Origin of the sequence: Xanthomonas sp. 10-10 (assembly GCF_040182365.1) — a bacterium.
Lineage (GTDB): Bacteria > Pseudomonadota > Gammaproteobacteria > Xanthomonadales > Xanthomonadaceae > Xanthomonas > Xanthomonas arboricola_F.
In genome coordinates, this window is record NZ_CP144460.1 from 406011 (window position 1) to 425861 (window position 19851).

General features: G+C 66.6%; 18 protein-coding genes. 11 read left to right on the forward strand and 7 right to left on the reverse strand.

Annotation, left to right across the window (positions count from 1 at the left end; translation table 11 throughout):
* Positions 1 to 63: 63 nt before the first annotated feature.
* From VZ068_RS01655 to VZ068_RS01670, 4 genes are read left to right on the forward strand one after another with little or no spacing between them, the layout of a single operon-like run.
* On the forward strand, positions 64 to 708 hold the full coding sequence (locus VZ068_RS01655) for an SCP2 sterol-binding domain-containing protein (protein WP_349656690.1): 645 nt from the start codon (positions 64 to 66) through the stop codon (positions 706 to 708).
* Entirely contained in the window at positions 705 to 2378 is a 1674-nt protein-coding gene (ubiB, locus tag VZ068_RS01660) for a ubiquinone biosynthesis regulatory protein kinase UbiB (RefSeq protein WP_259166921.1), read from the forward strand. Before VZ068_RS01655 ends, ubiB begins: the two co-directional genes overlap by 4 nt.
* Before the next feature lie 9 nt (positions 2379 to 2387).
* Positions 2388 to 2882 carry a cupin domain-containing protein gene (locus VZ068_RS01665; RefSeq protein ID WP_259166922.1) on the forward strand — a complete coding sequence of 165 codons (495 nt, stop codon included), beginning with the start codon at positions 2388 to 2390 and terminating at the stop codon, positions 2880 to 2882.
* 11 nt (positions 2883 to 2893) lie between these two features.
* On the forward strand, positions 2894 to 3730 hold the full coding sequence (locus tag VZ068_RS01670; RefSeq protein WP_349656691.1) for a pseudouridine synthase: 837 nt from the start codon (positions 2894 to 2896) through the stop codon (positions 3728 to 3730).
* Between the two features lie 389 nt (positions 3731 to 4119).
* Here the strand turns inward: VZ068_RS01670 and VZ068_RS01675 are convergent, their stop codons facing one another.
* Entirely contained in the window at positions 4120 to 4698 is a 579-nt protein-coding gene (locus tag VZ068_RS01675; protein ID WP_259166924.1) for a DUF2059 domain-containing protein, read from the reverse strand.
* A gap of 57 nt (positions 4699 to 4755) precedes the next feature.
* On the opposite strand from VZ068_RS01675, the gene arfB reads away from it, so the two are divergent.
* From arfB to lepB, 5 genes are all read left to right on the forward strand, one after another.
* Positions 4756 to 5187 (forward strand): alternative ribosome rescue aminoacyl-tRNA hydrolase ArfB, encoded by a 432-nt coding sequence (arfB, locus tag VZ068_RS01680; protein ID WP_259166925.1) that lies wholly within the window; start codon positions 4756 to 4758, stop codon positions 5185 to 5187.
* Between the two features lie 2 nt (positions 5188 to 5189).
* Positions 5190 to 5819: a lysophosphatidylcholine acyltransferase gene (locus tag VZ068_RS01685; RefSeq protein WP_104611846.1), complete on the forward strand. Its 630-nt coding sequence runs from the start codon at positions 5190 to 5192 to the stop codon at positions 5817 to 5819.
* A gap of 605 nt (positions 5820 to 6424) precedes the next feature.
* Entirely contained in the window at positions 6425 to 7435 is a 1011-nt protein-coding gene (locus VZ068_RS01690; RefSeq protein WP_349656692.1) for an isoaspartyl peptidase/L-asparaginase, read from the forward strand.
* Positions 7436 to 7676: 241 nt separating this feature from the next.
* On the forward strand, positions 7677 to 9842 hold the full coding sequence (gene dcp / locus VZ068_RS01695; protein WP_349656693.1) for a peptidyl-dipeptidase Dcp: 2166 nt from the start codon (positions 7677 to 7679) through the stop codon (positions 9840 to 9842).
* Between the two features lie 334 nt (positions 9843 to 10176).
* Complete coding sequence (lepB, locus tag VZ068_RS01700; RefSeq protein WP_349656694.1) at positions 10177 to 10806, forward strand: signal peptidase I; 630 nt, start codon at positions 10177 to 10179, stop codon at positions 10804 to 10806.
* A gap of 79 nt (positions 10807 to 10885) precedes the next feature.
* On the opposite strand, the gene VZ068_RS01705 is transcribed toward lepB, so the two are convergent.
* Together VZ068_RS01705 and VZ068_RS01710 are read right to left on the reverse strand one after the other, a co-directional pair.
* Complete coding sequence (locus VZ068_RS01705) at positions 10886 to 11815, reverse strand: oxidoreductase (RefSeq protein ID WP_349656695.1); 930 nt, start codon at positions 11813 to 11815, stop codon at positions 10886 to 10888.
* Entirely contained in the window at positions 11812 to 12879 is a 1068-nt protein-coding gene (locus tag VZ068_RS01710) for an MBL fold metallo-hydrolase (protein WP_349656696.1), read from the reverse strand. The genes VZ068_RS01705 and VZ068_RS01710 overlap by 4 nt, the downstream gene beginning before the upstream one ends.
* Positions 12880 to 12978: 99 nt before the next feature.
* Between VZ068_RS01710 and VZ068_RS01715 the strand changes: the two genes are divergently transcribed.
* Entirely contained in the window at positions 12979 to 13611 is a 633-nt protein-coding gene (locus tag VZ068_RS01715; protein WP_349656697.1) for a TetR/AcrR family transcriptional regulator, read from the forward strand.
* Positions 13612 to 13958: 347 nt separating this feature from the next.
* On the opposite strand, the gene VZ068_RS01720 is transcribed toward VZ068_RS01715, so the two are convergent.
* The 4 genes from VZ068_RS01720 to VZ068_RS01735 form a co-directional block, all read right to left on the reverse strand.
* On the reverse strand, positions 13959 to 14321 hold the full coding sequence (locus tag VZ068_RS01720; protein WP_349657625.1) for a VOC family protein: 363 nt from the start codon (positions 14319 to 14321) through the stop codon (positions 13959 to 13961).
* Between the two features lie 71 nt (positions 14322 to 14392).
* Positions 14393 to 15118 (reverse strand): helix-turn-helix domain-containing protein, encoded by a 726-nt coding sequence (locus tag VZ068_RS01725; RefSeq protein ID WP_349656698.1) that lies wholly within the window; start codon positions 15116 to 15118, stop codon positions 14393 to 14395.
* Positions 15119 to 15366: 248 nt separating this feature from the next.
* Positions 15367 to 16629 (reverse strand): cation:proton antiporter, encoded by a 1263-nt coding sequence (locus VZ068_RS01730; protein WP_349656699.1) that lies wholly within the window; start codon positions 16627 to 16629, stop codon positions 15367 to 15369.
* A gap of 472 nt (positions 16630 to 17101) precedes the next feature.
* Entirely contained in the window at positions 17102 to 18058 is a 957-nt protein-coding gene (locus tag VZ068_RS01735) for a LysR family transcriptional regulator (RefSeq protein WP_259159482.1), read from the reverse strand.
* Positions 18059 to 18176: 118 nt separating this feature from the next.
* Here VZ068_RS01735 and aceB point away from each other — a divergent pair, with 118 nt between their 5' ends.
* Positions 18177 to 19793, forward strand: coding sequence for a malate synthase A (gene aceB / locus VZ068_RS01740; RefSeq protein ID WP_349656700.1), 1617 nt, complete (start codon positions 18177 to 18179; stop codon positions 19791 to 19793).
* Positions 19794 to 19851 lie beyond the last annotated feature (58 nt).

Here is a 19851-nt window from a genome sequence, read left to right on the forward strand (position 1 = left end):
CCGGCGCGCAGCGCCCCACCATCGTCAGCCAGCTGCGACATGCGGGGGCGGTAGAATGCGCCCATGTCCGCATCACTTTTCAATTCCCTCAAGCCGCTCGCCGGCCAGGCCCTGCAGGCCGCGCTCAATCGCGCCCTGGCGCTGGACCCGGATACCCGCGACGCCCTGTTGCCGCTGGAAGGCCAGCGCATCGCCCTGACCCTGGACGCGCCCGCACTTGCGCTGCAGATCCGCGTGCACGAGCGACGGCTGCTGGTCGGCCCGGTGGATCAGGCACAGGAGCCGGATCTGGCGGTGCGCAGCAGCCTGGCCGGCCTGCTGGGGCAGCTGCCGTTTCTGGCCAATGCGCGTCGCAGCGGTGCGCCGGCGGGGCGGCTTAAGGTCTCCGGCGACGCGGAGCTTGCGCGCCAGCTGCAGCAACTGGCCGGGCGCTTCGACCCGGATTGGCAGCTGCCGTTCGTGACGGTGTTCGGGCAGATCCTGGGTGTACAGATTGCCGGCGCGGTGCGTGCAGCGCTGCAGCAGGCCCGTCGCAGTGCATCGGATCTGGCGCATAGCGCGGCCGAATTCGTCACCGAGGAATCGCGCGATGTGGTGCCGCGGGCCGAGCTCGAGGCCTTCCATGACGACGTGGACGAGCTGCGCGACGATGTCGAACGGCTGGCTGCGCGCGTCACTCGCCTGCGCGCCGCCGGAGGCACGCCATGAAGGCGATCCTGCGTGCCAGCCGCATCGGCCGGGTGATCCTGCGCTACCGCCTGGACGACTTGCTGCAAGGCACGGCCGCCGAGCGCTGGCTGCGTGTGGCCAAGCCGTTCGTGCCGCGTGCCAGCGCCGAGATCGCCGCGCAATCGCGCGGTGCGCGGCTGCGGCTGGCGTTGCAGGAACTGGGGCCGATCTTCGTCAAGTTCGGGCAGATCCTGTCGACCCGTCGCGACCTGATCCCCGCCGACGTGGCCGAAGAACTCACCTTGCTGCAGGACCGGGTCAAACCATTCGATGGGCAGGCCGCGCGTCTGATCGTGGAAGGCGCGCTCGGCCTGCCGGTCAGCGTGGCGTTTGCCTCCTTCGACACCGTTCCGCTGGCCTCGGCGTCGATTGCGCAGGTGCATGCGGCCACCTTGCCGCCGGACGCCGATGGCGTGCGCCGCGAAGTGGTGGTCAAGGTGCTGCGCCCGGACATCGAGCGCCAGATCGATGCCGACATCGCGCTGCTGCATTCGCTGGCCACGCTGGTCGAGCGGACTCACCCGCGCGCCGACAAGATCCGCCCGCGCGAAGTGGTGGCCGAGATCGAAGGCACGCTGTCGGCCGAGCTCGACCTGCAGCGCGAAGGCGCCAATGCCAGCGTGCTGCGCCGGTTCTGGGAAGGCTCGGACGATCTGTACGTGCCGGAAGTGATCTGGTCGCACACCGCCGAGCGCGCGCTCACGCTGGAGCGCGTGTACGGCATTCCGTCCGACGATATCGTCAAGCTCGATGCCGCCGGCATCGACCGCAAGGCGCTGGCGGCCAAGGGCGTGCGCGTGTTCTACACCCAGGTGTTCCGCGACAACTTCTTCCATGCCGATGCGCACGCCGGCAACATCTGGGTCGACTCGGATCCGGAGCGCCGGCTCAATCCGCGCTTCATCGCGCTGGATTTCGGCATCATGGGCCAGCTCTCGCAGGAAGATCAGTACTACCTGGCCGAGAACTTCATGGCGATCTTCCACAAGGATTACCGCCGCATGGCCGAGCTGCACGTGGAGGCGGGCTGGATGCCGTCCAACGTGCGCATCGACGAACTGGAAGCGGCTGCGCGCTCGGTGTGCGAGCCCTACTTCACCCGGCCGCTGTCGGAGATTTCGCTGGCGCAGGTGCTGATCAAGCTGTTCCGCGTGGCGCAGCGCTATGAACTGACCCTGCAGCCGCAGCTGATCCTGCTGCAGAAGACCTTGCTCAACATCGAAGGCGTGGGCCGTCAGCTCGACCCCAAGCTGGATATCTGGGCGGTGGCGCGACCGGTGCTCGAACGCATCCTGCGCGAGCGCTACAGCCCACGCAGGATGCTGGGCGAGTTGAGCAAGCGGCTACCGGAAATCATGACCCACGCGCCGGACATGCCGCGCCTGGTGCACAGCTGGTTGAAGCAGCAGGTGGAGGGGCGCCATCAGCTCGACATCCGCTCGGCCGAGTTGCGCGCGCTGGACATCAGCCTGCGCAAGCTGCAGACCCGCGTGGTCACGGCGATCACCGGCAGCGGCTTGCTGGTGGTGGCGGCCGTGTTGTATGGCCTGCATCCGGACGGCTGGTACCTGGGCACGGTGCCGGTATGGAGCTGGATCAGCGGCGGCGCCGGGTCGGCGGCCCTGCTGGTCGCCTGGCTACGGCGATAGGATTCGGCCATGTCCGACGACGCAACCGATGCACTGCCTGCTGCGCCGATTGCCGCGCTGGATGTACCGCCGCGTACGCAGAGTTCCAGCTATCCGCCGGTGTTCGCTGCGCAGATGGACGGCCGCCAGAAGCGTGCGCTGGGTGCCCTGTTCGGGCTGCGCAACTTCGGCGTCAACCTCACCACGCTGGCGCCGGGTGCACGCTCGGCGTTGCGGCACGGGCATTCGTTGCAGGATGAATTCGTCTACATCGTCAGCGGTACGCCGAGCCTGATGAGCAACGCAGGCGAGCGACTGCTGCAGCCGGGCATGTGCGCCGGATTCCGCGCCGGGGACGGCGATGCGCATTGCCTGATCAATCGTAGCCAGGCGGCGGTGACGTATCTGGAAGTGGGCGACCGCAGCGCCGGCGATTGCATCACCTACCCGGACGACGATCTGATGCTGGTCAGCACTGAAGACGGGCAGTGGTCTTACCGGCACAAGGACGGCACGCCTTACTGAGGGCGCTTGTGGTGAGCGATCCGCGGGCTGGCCACCGCCGTGGGTCAGTTCAACCGGTTGATCGGCGCAGCGACGCGGTGGCATACGCTGTCGGCGATGCGGATAATCCGCCGGTGAGCACATTCCCCAAGCATCTGCAGATTCTCTACCAGGACGATGTCCTGGCCGTCGTCGACAAACCCGCCGGCCTGATGGTCCACGACAGCAAGCTGGCGCGCGGGGAGGACGACTTTCTGGCCGACCGCCTGCGCGAGCAGCTGGGCAAGCCGATCTTCCTGGTCCACCGGCTCGACCGCGCCACCAGCGGCTGCCTGTTGCTGGCGTTCGACCGCGACGCCGCCAGCGCGCTGGGCAAGGCCTTGATGGCCGGCGAACTGGAGAAGGACTATCTGACCGTGTGCCGCGGCTGGCCGGCCGAGGAGCGCTTCATCGTCGACCACGACCTGGACGGCGGCCCCGGCAAGCCGGTCAAGAAGCCGGCGGTGACCCACTTCCAGCGCCTGGCCACCGGCGAGCTGGAGATCCCGTCCACCGGCTTTGCCACCTCGCGCTATGCATTGCTGCGCTGCCAGCCGCAGACCGGGCGGTTCCGGCAGATTCGCCGACACATGAAGCATCTGTCGCATCACATGATCGGCGACACCAGCCATGGCGATGGCCGCCACAACCGCAGCTTCCGCATGCTCGGCGTCCACCGCATGCTGCTGCACGCCGAGCGCCTGGGGTTTCCGCATCCGGCCGATGGACGGCGCATCAGCGTCACTGCGCCGCTGGATGTGGAATTCGCCAAGGCCTGTGCGTTGTTCGGGTGGGAGATGGCGGGGTTGGGAGTCGTGCCGACGGCGTGATGGGGCGTGCCTGGTTCAGCGATCGGGACGTCCACTCAGCCTGCAGGAAATCTGCGCAGCCGTCCCCTCACCCCAACCCCTCTCCCGCAGGCGGGAGAGGGGCTCAGGCGTGACACTCATTGCTCGCCTTCCTCGCCTTCCCGCGTTCCCGCCTTCCCTGCTCGCCTTCCAACTTGCTTTCTTCCCTCGCTTGCGGGGGAAGGTGCCCGAAGGGCGGATGGGGGCAAGCCCGCCACTGGGCCCTCAGGACAACAGCACTCCCGACGGGAGCGGGGCTGCTTCGGTCAGCGGAAAAGTGGATGCACTGCGTTGATCGGCAACGCACCGCAACCGCCGCCACGGCGTTGCGATTCCCCAATCCCGAATCCCGAATCCCGAATCCCCGCCCTTCAGGGCTTCTGCGCCGCCGCAGCCGGCTCGTTGACGATCTTCTCCAGGTCCTTCTGCAGATCGGCAAACAGCGGCAGCATCTTCTGCTGGATGGCGCCCATCAGGTTCTGGGTCAGGGCGGGGGTCTTGTCGAGCAGGCTCTGGCCGGCCGAGCTCTCGTAGAACTCGGCCATGGCCAGCACGTCCTCGCGCGAGAACGAACGCTTGTAGATGTCAACATACATCGGGCGCAGTTCCGACCACGACAGCGCCTTGCGCACGGTCTGGCGGGTGCGCTCCTGGATGCGTTGCAGCTGCGCCTGCTGGTCGGGGTCGAGCTGGCGCTGCGCGGTGAGCTGTGCGAACTGCTGCTGCTGCATCGCTTCGATCTGCGGCAACATGGTGTCCAGCATGGTCTGCGCGCGCGAGGCGGCCAGCAGACGGTTGACGTCGGCATCGGTGGGCGCCTGCGCCAGCGCGGTCGGCGCGGCCACCGCCAGCAGGGCAGCCAGCAACAGGCGGCGGGCGAGTGCGCCGGCGGCGGCGAGAGAATCGAGTGTCATCGGAGCATCCTGCAATCGGGGAACCGGCCGCAGCATACGGGAAGCTGGCGTTCGCGCGCGCGTCCACGCCGCTGCCGATACAATCGCCGGACAATGGCCAGCGACCCGATCCAGATCACCCCCAGCCTGACGATTCCGCCCAGCGAACTCGTCGAACGCTTCGTGCGCGCCAGCGGCGCGGGCGGGCAGAACGTCAACAAGGTCTCCACTGCGGTGGAGCTGCGTTTCGACGTGGCCGGCTCGCCGTCGCTGCCCGAACCGTTGCGCGCGCGGCTGCTGTCGCGGCGCGATCGTCGCATGACCGCCGAGGGCGTGCTGGTGATCGACGCGCAGCGCTTCCGCACCCAGGACCGCAACCGCGAGGATGCGCGCGAGCGGCTGGCCGAGATCATCAGTGCGTGCCTGTCGGTGCCCAAGCGCCGGGTCGCCACCAAACCGAGTCACGGTGCCAAGCTGCGGCGGCTGGATGCCAAGCGTGAGCGCAGCCATATCAAGCGTGGACGCTCTGCGTCCCACTGGGAGTAAGCGTGAGTCACACCGACCCGTCGTTGCCACCGGTAACACAGGCCAACATCCTGCTGCAGCCATCCCCTCCCAGAATGCCGCGGGCGCACGGCCGCTTCGGCCGCTGGCTGGGGCGTACGGCGCTACGTCTGACCGGCTGGCGCCTGCTCGGGCGGCTGCCCGACGAGCCCAAGCTGGTGATGATCGTCGCGCCGCATTCGTCCAACTGGGACGGCTTCCTGGGCTTTGCGGCCAAGTTCGCGCTGGGCTTCGACGTGCGCGTGCTGGGCAAGACGCAGCTGTTCTGGTGGCCGCTGGGGCCGCTGCTGCGCAAGCTCGGCGCCATCCCGCTGGATCGCAGTTCGCCGCAGGGCACCATCGGCCAGGCGGTGCGGCTGATCCGCAACTCCGAGCAGATGTGGTACGTGATCACCCCCGAAGGCACCCGCAAGCGCGTGGAGAATTGGAAGGCCGGTTTCTGGAAGATCGCCTCCGATGCCAAGGTGCCGATCCTGCCGGTGTACTTCGACTACCCCAGCAAGACCGTGGGCATCGGCGAGCCGTTCTGGACCGGCACCGACATGGCGGCCGACATCGCCGCCATCCGCACCTGGTACCGCCCGTGGCGCGGCAAGCATCGCGATACGTTGTAGGTGGCGTAGCGTGCAGGGTGCCGATGTGCCTTGCCCACAGATGCTGCGCCAGACATAAGAGCAGCGGGCAAGTTAGGGCTCTTGCATGAGGCAGCTTCTTCCTGCGTGACTCAATGGCGCTACCTACCCAGACAAAAGACCGAGGGTTCAAACGCGCAATGGGAGACAGATTGCTCGAAGTTCTCGAAGCCGTGCAGGATGAGGCATCGTTCGTGGGCTTTGCTGAGCTCCTGGCTGCTGATCGTCGTTCAGCAGATTCTCTTGCAGTGACTCTTGATGGGTTTCAGGGGGAGTGGGCTAATCAGTCAATCGCAGATTTTCTCGAGGCAGCATCCGCGTGGGCAACTAGCTCATCTTTCGGCGAGCTGCCTGGACCCAAGCCAAGCAATCCTTGGCAGGCGTTCGCTCTATTTCTCTGGGCTGGGCGCGGTTATGAGTAACGCAGCTACTGCTTCATTCAGGCCGACACCGTTTCGCGTTGCTGTCGTATCCAGGGCGTATTCGATAGAGCAGGGAAGCGTGCATGAGACGAGACTGTCTTGCTCATGGCACCTCCCGCAGCGCCAGTGTCGCCATTCACTGCCATGAAGGTTTGAGGAAACACCATGATCGCTTCGTCCACCCGTGCGTTGTGCCTTTCCTTGCTGCTGTGTGCCGGCCCCGCGCTGGCCGCCACCCCGATGCTGGTGATCCACGGAGGGGCGGGCGTGGAAAAGTCCAGTCTTTCACCCGACGAACAAGTCCAGGCGCGCGAGGCGATGCAACGCGCGCTGCGTGCCGGCCATGCTGTGTTGGCGCGCGGCGGCAGTGCAGTGGACGCAGTGGCGGCCACCATCACCGTGCTGGAGGATGCGCCGCAGTTCAACGCCGGGCGCGGCGCGGTGTTCACCCATGACGGCAAGAACGAACTGGATGCCGCCATCATGGACGGTGCCAGCGGCAAGGCTGGTGCGATCGCCGGCGTGCACACGGTCAGGAACCCGATCCAGCTGGCGCGCAGCGTCATGGACCATTCCAAGCACGTGATGCTGGTCGGCGATGGCGCCGAACAGTTCGCGCGCGAGCAGGGCGTCACCCTGGTCGACCCAAGTTACTTTCGCACCGACAAGCGCTGGCAGCAGCTGCAAAAAGCGCTCAAGGCCGAGGCCGGCGACCGCAAGGCACAAGCCGAACTGGATCTGGAAACCGCCAAGCACTTCGGCACCGTCGGCGCGTTGGCGCTGGACCGCGACGGTCATCTGGCCGCCGGCACATCCACCGGCGGCATGACCAACAAGCGCTATGGCCGCGTGGGCGATGCACCCATCATCGGCGCCGGTACCTACGCCAATGCGCAGTGCGCGGTGTCCGGCACCGGCTGGGGCGAGTTCTACATCCGCGCGGTAGCCGCCTACGACATCTGCGCGCGCATGAAGTACGCCGGGCAATCGCTGCAACAGGCCGCCGAGGCGGTGATCGATCAGCAGATCCCGAAGGCCGGCGGCGATGGCGGCGCCATCGCGCTGGATGCGCAAGGCAACATCGCCTTCCCGTTCAATACCCAGGGCATGTACCGCGGCTGGATCGGTGCCGACGGCACCGCGCATGTGGCCATCTTCAAGGACGAGACGCTCTGACGGGGCTTGGGCGTGGCCCCCACGCCCGCTAGCCGACGGCTGCCCGCAAGCAACCCTGAAAAATCCCGTGCTGCACGCTGTCGCCCGTGGCTGGTGACCGGTGCCGGGCCTGCATCTGCGCCCCCTTCAGCTTTGCCAATCCCAACCGGATTCATCCAGCCAATCCAACGGCACATGCCGACGCTGCGCAAACCCGCTAGCGTGACCGGCTGCCGTAACAACCACTCAGGAATCACACGCCATGTCGCGTACCGTCGTTCTGGCCGCCGCCATCACCCTGGCATTGGCCGCATGTTCTGGAAAAGAGCCATCCGGTAAGGAGTCCACCACCGTGCCCGAAAAGACCACCACGCCGGCCGCGGACGCAGCGCCGAACCCGTTGCTGACCGCCAGCACGCTGCCATTCCAGGCGCCGCCGTTCGACAAGATCAAGGACAGCGATTACCTTCCCGCGTTCGAAGAAGGCATGCGCCTGCATCTGGCCGAGGTGCGCAAGATCGCCGACAACACCGAAGCGCCCACTTTCGACAACACCATCGAGGCACTGGAGCGCAGCGGCGAGACGCTGACGCGCGTGTCGCGCATCTTCTTCGGGCTGGTGCAGGCCGATACCAGCGATGCACGCCAGAAGATCCAGGAAGAGATCGCGCCCAAGCTGGCCGCGCATCAGGACGAGATCAACCTCGATCCGAAGCTGTTCGCACGCGTCAAGACCCTCTACGACCAGCGCGATACGCTGAATCTGGAGCCGGAACAAAAGCGCCTGGTCGAGCGCGACTACGAAGAACTGGTGCGCTCCGGCGCGCAGCTCTCCGATGCCGACAAGGACAGCCTGCGCAAGCTCAACGTGGAAGAAACCACGCTGTCCACGCAGTTCCATACCCGTCTGGTTGCAGCCTCCGCTGCCGGTGCAGTGGTGGTGGACGACAAGGCCAAACTCGATGGGCTGAGCGAGGGCGACATCGCCGCCGCCGCCGATGCCGCCAAGGCGCGCAAGCTCGACGGCAAGTATCTGCTGACCTTGCAGAACACCACCCAGCAGCCGGTGCTCGCTTCGTTGAAGGATCGCGCACTGCGTGCCGAGGTGTTGAAGGCCTCCGAAACCCGCGCAGAAAAGGGCGATGCCAACGACACCCGCCAGACCATCCAGCGCCTGGCGCAGCTGCGCGCGCAAAAGGCCAAGTTGCTCGGCTTCGCCAATTACGCGGCCTACAGCCTGGGCGACCAGATGGCCAAGACCCCGGAGGCGGCGCTGAAGCTGCTGACCGACACCGTGCCGGCCGCCACTGCCAAGGCGCGCCGCGAAGTGGCCGAGATGCAGAAGGTCATCGACGCGCAGAAGGGTGATTTCAAACTCGCCGCGTCCGATTGGGATTTTTACGCCGAGCAGGTGCGCAAGGCCAAGTACGACCTGGACGAGGCGCAGATCAAGCCGTATTTCGAACTGGACAACGTGCTGCAGAACGGCGTTTTCTACGCGGCCACCCAGTTGTACGGCATCACCTTCAAGCAGCGCACCGACATCCCGACCTATCACGCGGACATGAAGGTGTATGAAGTGTTCGATGCCGACGGCACCTCGATGGCGCTGTTCTATACCGACTACTTCAAGCGCGACAGCAAGTCCGGCGGTGCCTGGATGGATGTGTTCGTCGAGCAGGACGGCCTCACCGGTGCCAAGCCGGTGGTCTACAACGTCTGCAACTTCACCAAGCCGGCCGCCGGCCAGCCGGCGCTGTTGAGCTTCGATGACGTCACCACGCTGTTCCATGAGTTCGGCCACGCGCTGCACGGCATGTTCTCCAAGGTGAAGTACCCCTCGATCGCCGGCACCAGCACCTCGCGCGATTTTGTCGAGTTCCCCTCGCAGTTCAACGAGCACTGGGCCTCCGATCCCAAGGTCTTTGCCAACTACGCCAAGCACTACCAGACCGGTGCGGCGATGCCGGCCGAGCTGGTGGAGAAGATCAAGAAGGCCAAGACCTTCAACAGCGGCTACGCCACCACCGAGTACCTGTCGGCGGCGCTGCTCGACCTGGCCTGGCACACCCAGCCGGCCGACGCGCCGCTGCAGGACGTGAGCAAGTTCGAAGCCGACGCGCTCAAGCGCTTCAAGGTCGACCTGGCTGAAGTGCCGCCGCGCTACCGCAGCAGCTATTTCGACCACATCTGGGGCGGCGGTTATTCCGCCGGGTACTACGCGTATTTCTGGTCGGAAGTGCTCGACGACGACGCGTTCGAATGGTTCAAGGAAAACGGTGGCTTGAACCGCAAGAACGGCGACATCTTCCGCGCCAAGATCCTTTCGCGCGGCAACACGGTCGATCTGGCCACGTTGTATCGCGACTTCCGCGGCAAGGACCCCAGCGTCAAGGCGCTGCTGGAAAATCGCGGTTTGACGGAGTGAGTCACTGAGTGATGCATGCGCGTGGTTGGCGCATGCATGTGGAGTCGCTGCAGTCAGCAATCGAGACGGGATGGCCACGCGCCATCCCGTTCTCGTTTGTGGATGGTGCTTCAGATGATGGTGGTGCGATTGGCCCTGTCTGTAGCGCTGCGTTGTTTGCCGTTTGGGTCGCTACCCCCGCAGCAAGACTGGCGATAGCGGAGCAGTCACTCAAGCGGCATCCAGAATAACGACACAACGGGTGCCATGCCTTTCGTCACTTCCACCGGCCCGGCACGCAGGCGCATCTTCATCAGGCCATCGCCCGCCACCCACTCAGACCGACAGGTGCCTCATGAGCCAAGCCACTGCGACTACCTCCCGCCTCCAGCGCGCCGCACAGTGGTCGCGCAAGGAACTGCTTCCGCTGCTGGTCATGCTGGTTCTACTCACCGCCGCGCGCTCCTCGTTTGCCAATCACTACCAGGTCCCCAGCGGCTCGATGCAGCCCACCTTGCAGCCAGGCGATCGCGTGGTGGTGGATATGCATGCCTATGGCTGGCGCTTGCCGCTGAGCAACCGCATCGTCGTCGGTGGCGATCGGCCGCAGCGCGGGGATGTGGCGGTGTTCGATTCTCCGCACGACGGCACGCGCTTGATCAAGCGCGTGGTGGCGGTGGCAGGCGACCGCGTGGATCTGCGCGATGGGCATTTGTCCATCAACGGCCAACCGCTGCAGATCGATGACGAGGGTGAGCGTGAGCGCTTCGGCGCACGTATTGCGCACCTGAACCTGGATGCCGGCGGTGGGCCGGATCTGCACGATGTGCGGGTGCCGGCCGGCAAGGTATTGGCCATCGGCGACCACCGCGGCAATAGCCAGGATGGGCGCTATTTCGGTTTCGTCGATGCTTCGGCGGTGTACGGCAAGGCAGTGGCAGTGTATTACCGGCGCGGCGAAGGCCTGGAGTGGAAGCGGCTGTAGTCGCTGGCGCCCGCACGGCGCGTGGCGACCCGCAGCGAACACGCGCAGCCGATGCGCAACCGCCTGCATCGTGTGGTGATCAGAACGCCACATCCGCCAGCGTGCAGGAGGTCTCCCACAAGCGCGTCGCCGCCTGCCGGTCGTGGACCTGGCGGGCGATGGTTGCCGGGGCGGGGGCACCCTTCAGTTCAAGCAGGCCGTCCGGACCGTAATACCCACCGCCGCGTGCCTGCGGGTCGGTAGCGGCATACAGGGTAGGCAGCGCGCCAGCGGCTGCGGAGTGGCTGATATAGGGGCTAAGCACCCGGTTGACCGCGCCGAGCACGCCGGGGCGACCGTCGATCGCCGGTCCATTGGCGATCAGGGCGGTCCGCGCGAAGCCGGGATGCGCGGCAAGCGCGCGCAGGCCCCAGCCGTGCATCTCGCTGCGTCGCTGCAGTTCCATGCTGAAGATCAGCATGGCCAGCTTGGACTGGCCATACGCCTTCCACGGGCGATACGGGCGCGCGGTTTGCAGATCGTCGAAATCGATGCGGGCATGGCGATGCGCCAGACTCGACAGGTTGACCACGCGCGGCGCCGTCGCCGCACGCAGCAGCGGCAGCAACTGCGCGGTCAGCGCGAAATGCCCCAGATAATTGCTGCCGAACTGCAGCTCCATCCCGTCGGCGGTGGTCTGCCGCTCTGGCGGCGCCATCACGCCGGCGTTGTTGATCAACAGGTCCACCCATTGTTGGTGCGCGGCAAGCCGCCCGGCGAATGCGCGCACCGATGCCAGGTTTGCAAGGTCCAGTAGTTCCACGCGCACTGTGGCATCCGGATGCACGGCCAGCAGCGCCTGCCGCGCGGCCTCGCCCTTGTCGGGGCTGCGCGCGGTCAGCACCACGCTGGCGCCGGCACCGGCCAGCGCCAGTGCGGTCTCAAAGCCCAGCCCGCCCACGCTGGCGCCGGTGATCACGGCGACCTTTGCGCGCTGCGGTGGCAGGTCGGCCAGGGTCCAGCCGCTCATGGCGCCAATGCCAGCGTTTCGGGCAATGTGCGCCACCAGCGCTGCCCGCTGGCCGGACGGCGCAAATCCACCCGCTCGCCCATCTGCGGGGTAGCCAGCGCGACGTCCGCGGCTGCGGCCAGCGCCACGATGCGCTCCAGCGGCTCGGACCAGACATGCATGGCCAGATCGAAGGTGCCGTTGTGGATCGGCAGCAAGGTGCGCCCGCCGACATCGATAAACGCCTGCAGGCTCTGCTCCGGCTGCATGTGCACGTCCGGCCACATCTGGTCGTAGGCGCCGTTTTCGATCAGTGCCACATCGAATGGCCCCAGACGCTGGCCGATCGTCTTGAAGTGCGGGCCATAGCCACCGTCGCCGCTGAAGAACACCCGCAGGTCGGCGTCCTGGATCGCCCATGAGCACCACAGTGTGCGGTCGCGATCGAACAGGCCGCGGCCGGAAAAATGCCGCGACGGCGTGGCGGTGAGGGTGAGGCCATCCACCTCCACCGATTGCCACCAGTCCAGCTGCCGCACCTTGCCCGGGTCCACGCCCCAGCGCACCAGCAGGTCGCCCACGCCCAGCGGCGCGACGAACACCCCGACACGGTCGGCCAGGGCGGCAATGGTGGCGCGGTCCAGGTGGTCGTAGTGGTTGTGCGACAGCAGGACCCCGGCCAGCGGCGGCAGCGCGTCCAGCGCGATCGGAGGCGCGTGGAAGCGCTTGGGCCCGGCAAACGCGAACGGCGAGGCGCGCTTGGAGAACACCGGATCGGTCAGCCACAGGCCGCCACGCAGTTTCATCAGCACTGTGGAATGACCGAGCCGGAACAGGCTGTGGTCCGGCGTGTCGCGCAACTGCGCCGTGCTCAGCGGCAGCACCGGCAGCGACTGCGACGGCACCGTGTGCGTGGGTTTGTTGAACAGCACCTCCCACAACAGACGCAAGCCACCCAACACACCGGGCTGGCTCAGGCGGGTGGGCAGTGCGTTGCGGAAGCGGCCGTTGCGGAACTGCGGCGAGGCGGCATGCGAGGCGGTGCGTGGCAGATGACGGGACTGGGTGGGCACGATGGCATCCATCGATGAGGGAAGGCGAACCGGCAGCGCCGGCGATGTCATTACACTACACAGTGTAGTTTTATCTTGGGGAATGTAAACCAGGCGGTGTAACATTGCGCCATGTCCAGTTCATCCGACGCGGTGCCGGCGCAGCAACGACTCACCGACCGCAAGCGCCACGCCATCGTCGAGGCGGCCATTGCCGAGTTCCGGCAGCACGGGTTCGAGGCCACCAGCATGGACCGCGTGGCGGCCACGGCCGGCGTGTCCAAGCGCACCGTCTATAACCATTTCCCCAGCAAGGACGCGCTATTTGGCGAGATCCTGCGCGGGCTGTGGCAGCGCAGTGCCGAAGCGGTGAATCTGGCGTACCGCCCCGACCAATCATTGCGCACGCAGTTGACGCAATTGCTGCAGCAAAAGCTGCGGCTGCTCGACGATGCCGCCTTTATCGACCTCTCGCGCGTGGCGATCGCCGAAGGTATCCACTCGCCCGAACGCGCCCGCGCGCTGCTGGCGCAACTGGGCAGCAAGGAAGAGGGCACCACCACCTGGCTGCGTGCCGCACTGGCCGATGGCCGCCTGGTCGAGGTCGATCCGGAATTCGCCTCGCAACAACTCCAGGCGCTGGTGAAGGGGTTTGCGTTCTGGCCGCAGTTGGCGATGGGGCAGCCGCCGCTATCGCCCGCCCAGCAGGCGCAGGTGGCCGAATCAGCGGTGGAGATGTTTCTGGCGCTCTACGGGCGCGAATGAGCGTCGTGGCAGCGCGGCCGCGTGCGCCGACTGGCTGGTTCTTGCTTGGAAGCCGCAGTAGCGGTCGCGCACTGCGGCCCTTGCGCACGGCCATCGCGCACCTGACGCACCTGCTCGGTTTGTCGGTCGCTCAGCAGCGTCTGTGCGCACTCGCGGCCGAGCGCGTGGTGTCATCTGCGCTGACGCGTGCGAGCGAGAAATGCCGAGCTATTCCTGCACGCAGAGCTGCAACGCACGCAGCGCATGTCACCGGCGGCATGTGTGCGCTGCGGATTGCTGCACGCGTCCGGCGCAGCCGACGGCGTGGGCGCGCATCCTGGCGCGGCAGGCAAACCGCGCAGAGCCACTTACGTGCCGTCAGCGTCCTGCGCCCACACCGCCAGCGCATAGCCATGCGGATCGGTGAAGTGGAAACGTCGCCCGCCGGGAAATGCGAACACCGGGCGAGTGATGGTGCCGCCGGCCGCTTCGATGCGCGCCTGCGTGGCCGCCAGATCGTCGGAGGCCAGCACCACCAGTGCGCCGCCCGGCTCCGGTGTGCCGTGGAAGAACCCGCCGGCGAGTCGGCCGTCGCGGAACTCGCAATAGTCGGGGCCGTACCCCTGGAAGGTCCACTCGAATGCCGCGCCGTAAAACGCCTTGGCGACCTCGATCGAGGCGACTGCAAATTCCAGGTAGTCGATACGGTGATGCTGTTCGCTGCGGTGCATGGTGATCTCGCGTGTCGGGTGGCTGCACAGCATGGGCTGCCAGGCCCCGACCGACTTGGCGAAAACGGCCATCAACGCGCGTGTTGCTGCACCAACTCGCGCGGACTCAACCCGGCAAGCCGGCGCGCATCGCGGACCAGATGCGGGGCATCGCCGTAGCCTGCTTCCAGCGCGGCAGCGGTGAGGGTGGGGTAGTGACCAGCCAGGCGTAAGAAGCGCTGCAGGCGCAGGATGCGTTCCAGGGTCTTGGGGCCGTAGCCGAATGCCACACGGCAACGCCGCCGCAGCTGGCGCTCGCTGATGCCCAGCGCTGCGCACAACGCGGGCACCCGCAGCGCTGCATGGTCTGCCAGCTGCGCGAAGGCCCAGGCCATGCGCCGATCCACCGGCGTGGCATGCTGCCGACATAGCGCATGCAGCGCCTGCAGCGCATCGCCACCCTCGTGCAGCCGCTGTTGCCAGTGATGTCCACGGGCGCCCCACAGCTCCTCCAGCGCCACGCGTTGGTTGGCCAGATGATGCAGCGGGACGCCAAGCACGCCTGCGGCCGCACCCGCGCTCAGGCGCACGCCGGTGAGCACGCTGCCGGCCGCCACGCAGGCCATGTTCGCGGTCTGGTCTGGGCCGGCGACGAACAGCGAGACGCCATCCCAGATCAGATCGACGCAGCCATCCGGCAACACCCGCACCGGTGCGCTCGCCGCACCCTGCCGATATCGCCAACTGCAGCGCAGCTGTGTGTGCAGGTCGGGCGGTGGCGGGAGCTGCGCGTAGCGGGATTCGGAGTCCGGGGGCATGGAAGCGGTCTGTGGCAAGACGCGTCAGCGCAGCCGGATGGCTGCATCTGCCGATGTGTCGACGCGGCCGCCCGGGCGCTCGGGCCGGCCCGGTGTCGCGGCAGGATCGTTCCGGGCAGTGGTAGGCATGGACCTCATCTCCTGGTTGATTGCAGCCAGGCGCAACCGGCAATAGCGTCAGATGCTGTAGCGCATAGCCGAAATGCTCTCGCTGCCGGGTATCGGCACGCGCAGCGTCGCAGAACCCGTCAGCGACCGGAACGACCGGCGTCCAGTGCTCCGGCTGTGTCCGCGTACCGGCGTCCATGGAACCAGGCCACCATCGGCGAGGCCATTACCGTGGTCACCAGCGTCATGCCGAACAACAGGGTGAACAGGTCCGGCCCGATCACGCCGCTGTCCAGGCCGATCTTGATCACCACCAGTTCCATCAGGCCGCGTGCGTTCATCAGCGAGCCCACGGTCAGGCTGTCGCGCCAATCGTGGCCGCTTAGCCGCGCGCCCACGGTGCAGCCGACCAGCTTGCCGGTGACCGCCACGCCGATCACCAGCAGCAAACCGGCAATGCCGGCGCCGGCAAACGTGCTGGGGCTGGTGGCCTGGCCGGCGACGGCAAACAGCACCGGCATCAGCAAGGCGATCGCCAGCGGCTCGATGCGCTCGGCCAGATGCTCCAGCAAGCGGTCTTCGCGCGGCAGGCAGATGCCGAACACGAAGGCACCGAAGATCGCATGCAGTCCGATCCATTCGGCCGCCGCGGCGCAGCCGAGCAGGCCGATCAGCACCCACACCAATGCGCTGGACGCATGGCGGCCGTCGTGCGCGCGCGGCGCGAGCAGCCGCGCATACGCGGGCTTGAGCACGCCGAACACCAGGGCGAGCAAGACCAGCGCACCGACTGCGGTAAACGCCACGCCGCCATGCGCGCTGTTTCCGGTGAGGGTGAGCACTACCGCCAGGAAGATCCATACCGTGGCGTCGTCGATCACCGCCGCGCCCAATGCCAGGCGCCCTGCCGGCGTGCGGGTCATGTTGCGGTCCTTGAGGATGCGCGCCAGCACCGGAAACGCGGTCACCGACATCGCCGCAGCGATGAACAACGCGAACGGCCAGAAGCCGATGCCGTGCGGAGCAAAGCGCGCAAACAACCACGGCGCGGCGGCAAGGCCCAGCAGCAACGGCAATACGATCCCCGCGATGCCGACCGTCACCGACGAGCGGATCTGCGCCTTGCTGCCTTCCGGCGCACGCAGCTCCACGCCCACGATGAACATGAAAAGCACCACCCCGATGTTGGCCAGGCCCGACAGCGGCGGCAAGCTCTTGGCTGCGAACAGCACACCATGCATCTGCGGGAACCAGGCACCGAAGGCGATCGGACCCAGCAACAAACCGGCCGCCATTTCGCCGATCACCGGCGGCTGCCCGACGCGTTGCAGCAACGCGCCGCATCCGCGTGCCACGCCCAGGATCACTGCCAGTTGCACCAATAACAACGTGGTCGGATTCATCTGCTTCGCTTTTCCATGGGTTGCGTCGGCACGGCCGCAGCACAGGCGGCGTGGGCATGGCCGGCCTTCCCTGCGGACCGGCCGCACAGCACTGTACTGCATCGACACAGAGCTTGATCCGCGGCCAGAAGCATTGGCGTGCGCCGCAGCGCAGGACTGGCGCTGGCAAGCGTGGCCTGTGAGCGGTGCACGGCGATCCGATGTATTTGCCTTGCCTGTGCGGCGCCGTGGTCCCGATGATCGCTCCCGCTCCAGGCGAAAGGCCTGCGCCGTTGCAGCGCGCTGGCAATGGCGCAGGCAACCGCCCGCACCGATGCGCACCGAAGCGGCAATCCCACGTTCCCGCCTCGGTTGACCTGCCGCTTTACAGCACCGGCCGTAGCCGCGCTGCACCGCGCGGGGCCGCGTGCAGGCGAACCGTGCTGCATCCGTGCGCGTGGCGAGCCCGACGGCAGCGCGCATGCGGGGAGGCTCAACGTTCCGAATCGCCGCCTTCGTCGTACCCGCGCGGCGTAAACAGATCCGGCTGGATCAGCTCGATAAAGGCACGCGCCTGCGGCGACAGATACTTGCCCTTGCGTACCACCACGCCATAACTGCGGGTGGGGAAATAGTCCTTGAGCGAGCGCGTGGCCAGTTTGTCGCGATCGGCATCGGTCACGCAGATCGCGGTGACGATGGAAATGCCCATGCCCATCGCCACGTATTGCTTGATCACTTCCCAGCCGCCCACTTCCAGCGCGACGGTGTACGGCACGCGTGCCTGCTGAAAGATCAGGTCGACCAGGCGATAGGTCACCTGCCGGCGTGGCGGCAGGATCAACGGATACGGCGACAGATCCTGCAGCGTGACCGTGGACTTGCCGGCCAACGGGTGGTCGGGCGGGGTGATCAGCAATTGCTCGAAGCGATACACCGGCGCGTAGTTGAGGTCGGCGGGTACGTCCAGCATGGAGCCGACCGCCAGGTCGACGGCGTCTTCGCGCAACAGGTCGGTGCCATCGGCGCTGATCGCGTTGTGCAGGGTCAGGCGCACGTCCGGATGGCGCGCGCGGAAGTTCGCCACGATGCGCGGCAGCAGGTACAGGATGGTGGAGCTGTTGGCGGCGATATTGAGCTCGCCGGCATCCAGCCCGCGTACCTTCTCGCGAAAGCTGGCCTCCAGCCCGTCCAGGCTTTCCACCAGCGGCAGTGCCATGTCGTACAGCAGCTGTCCTTCGCGGCTGGGGGCCAGGCGGCGCCCGGAGCGCTCGAACAGGGCCACGCCGAGGTCGCGCTCCAGGGCTTGCAGCTGCAGGGTTACTGCCGGTTGGCTGACGTAAAGCGCCTCAGCCGCCCGTGAGACCGAGCCAAGCCGCACTGTCTGGCAGAACGCACGCAACGGCTTGAGGCGGTCAGATTTGTAGGAAAATCGAGGGGTTGGCGCCATATGGAGCTGGCTTCCGGATTAAATATAAGCACAGCTTATTTACAGCATTGATAAAACTGCTTTGTCAAATAGTTGCTGGCGGCGCACGGTGCAGGTCCGGATGCACAAGGACCTCCACATGTCTGCCACCGCTTTCGCTTCACGTCCCACCGACCGCGCCACACCCGGTTTGTCGTTGACCACACAGGTTGCAGGGCAGACGGAGCTGCTGCCGCCAGCCGCGCTGGCACTGCTGGTGTCGCTGCATCGGGCGATCGAGCCCGGCCGCCAGCAGCGGCTGGCCCAGCGGCGTGCCCGCCAGGCCGCCTTCGATGCCGGCCAGCTGCCGGACTTTCGTGCGGACACCCGCGCCATCCGCGCCGGCGACTGGCGCGTCGCCGCGCTGCCGGCGGCGCTGCAGGACCGGCGCGTGGAGATCACCGGCCCGACCGATCCGAAGATGGTCATCAATGCACTGAACTCCGGCGCCAAGGTGTTCATGGCCGACTTCGAGGATTCCACCGCGCCGACCTGGCGCAACCTGCTGGCCGGCCAGCGCACCCTGGCCGCCGCCGTGCGCGGCGACCTCAGCTTCGATGCGCCCAATGGCAAGCATTACGCGCTGCGCCCGGAAGCCGAGCGTGCGGTGCTGATCGTGCGCCCGCGCGGTTGGCACCTGGACGAAAAACACGTCCATATCGATGGCCAGCCGCTGGCGGGCGGCCTGTTCGACGCGGCGTTGTTCGCCTTCCACAACGCCCGCGCGCTGCTGGCCAAGGACCGCGGCCCCTACCTGTACCTGCCCAAGTTGCAGAGCATGGAAGAAGCCGCGCTGTGGGAAACCGCGCTGGCGCATATCGAAGCGATGCTCGGCCTGCCGCACGGCCAGATCAAGGTCACCGTGCTGATCGAAACGCTGCCGGCGGTGTTCGAGATGGACGAGATCCTGCACGCGCTGCGCGAGCGCATCGTCGGGCTCAATTGCGGGCGCTGGGACTACATCTTTTCGTATCTCAAGACCTTCCGCGCGCACCGCAACCGTGTGTTGCCCGAGCGTGGCCAGGTCACCATGACCCAACCGTTCTTGAAGGCGTATTCGGAACTGCTGATCAAGACCTGTCACCGCCGCGGCGCGCATGCGATGGGCGGGATGGCCGCGCAGATTCCGATCAACCACGATGAGGCTGCCAACGAACAGGCCATGGCACGCGTGCGCGCCGACAAGCTGCGCGAGGTCACCGCCGGCCACGACGGCACCTGGGTGGCGCATCCGGCGTTGATTCCGGTGGCGATGAAACTGTTCGACGAACACATGCCCACCGCGCATCAGCAGCATGTGTTGCGCAACGATGTGCAGGTGACGCGCGACATGCTGATCGCGCCTTCGCCGGGCACCATCACCCGCGCCGGTTTCGAAGGTAATGTCGAAGTCTGCGTGCGTTATCTGGCCGCCTGGCTGGAAGGCAATGGCTGCGTGCCGATCCACAACCTGATGGAAGACGCCGCCACCGCCGAAATCAGTCGCGCGCAGCTATGGCAGTGGCTGCATCACGGCCAGCATCTGGACGACGGCACCGCCATCGATCAGCAACTGCTGCAGGCAACCCTGCGCGCATTGCCGGCGCGCCTGGGGACAGCCACGGCACTCCCTGGCGCCACGCGAATCGATGAGGCAATCGCGTTGCTGGAAGAACTCAGCCGTGCCGATGAACTGGCGGACTTTCTCACCGTGCCGGCGTACCGCCTGATCGACTAGAGCAGCCAACAGAACTACTGCGCAGCCTGCAGGCGGGCGCGGCCGGTGCTCGGAATCC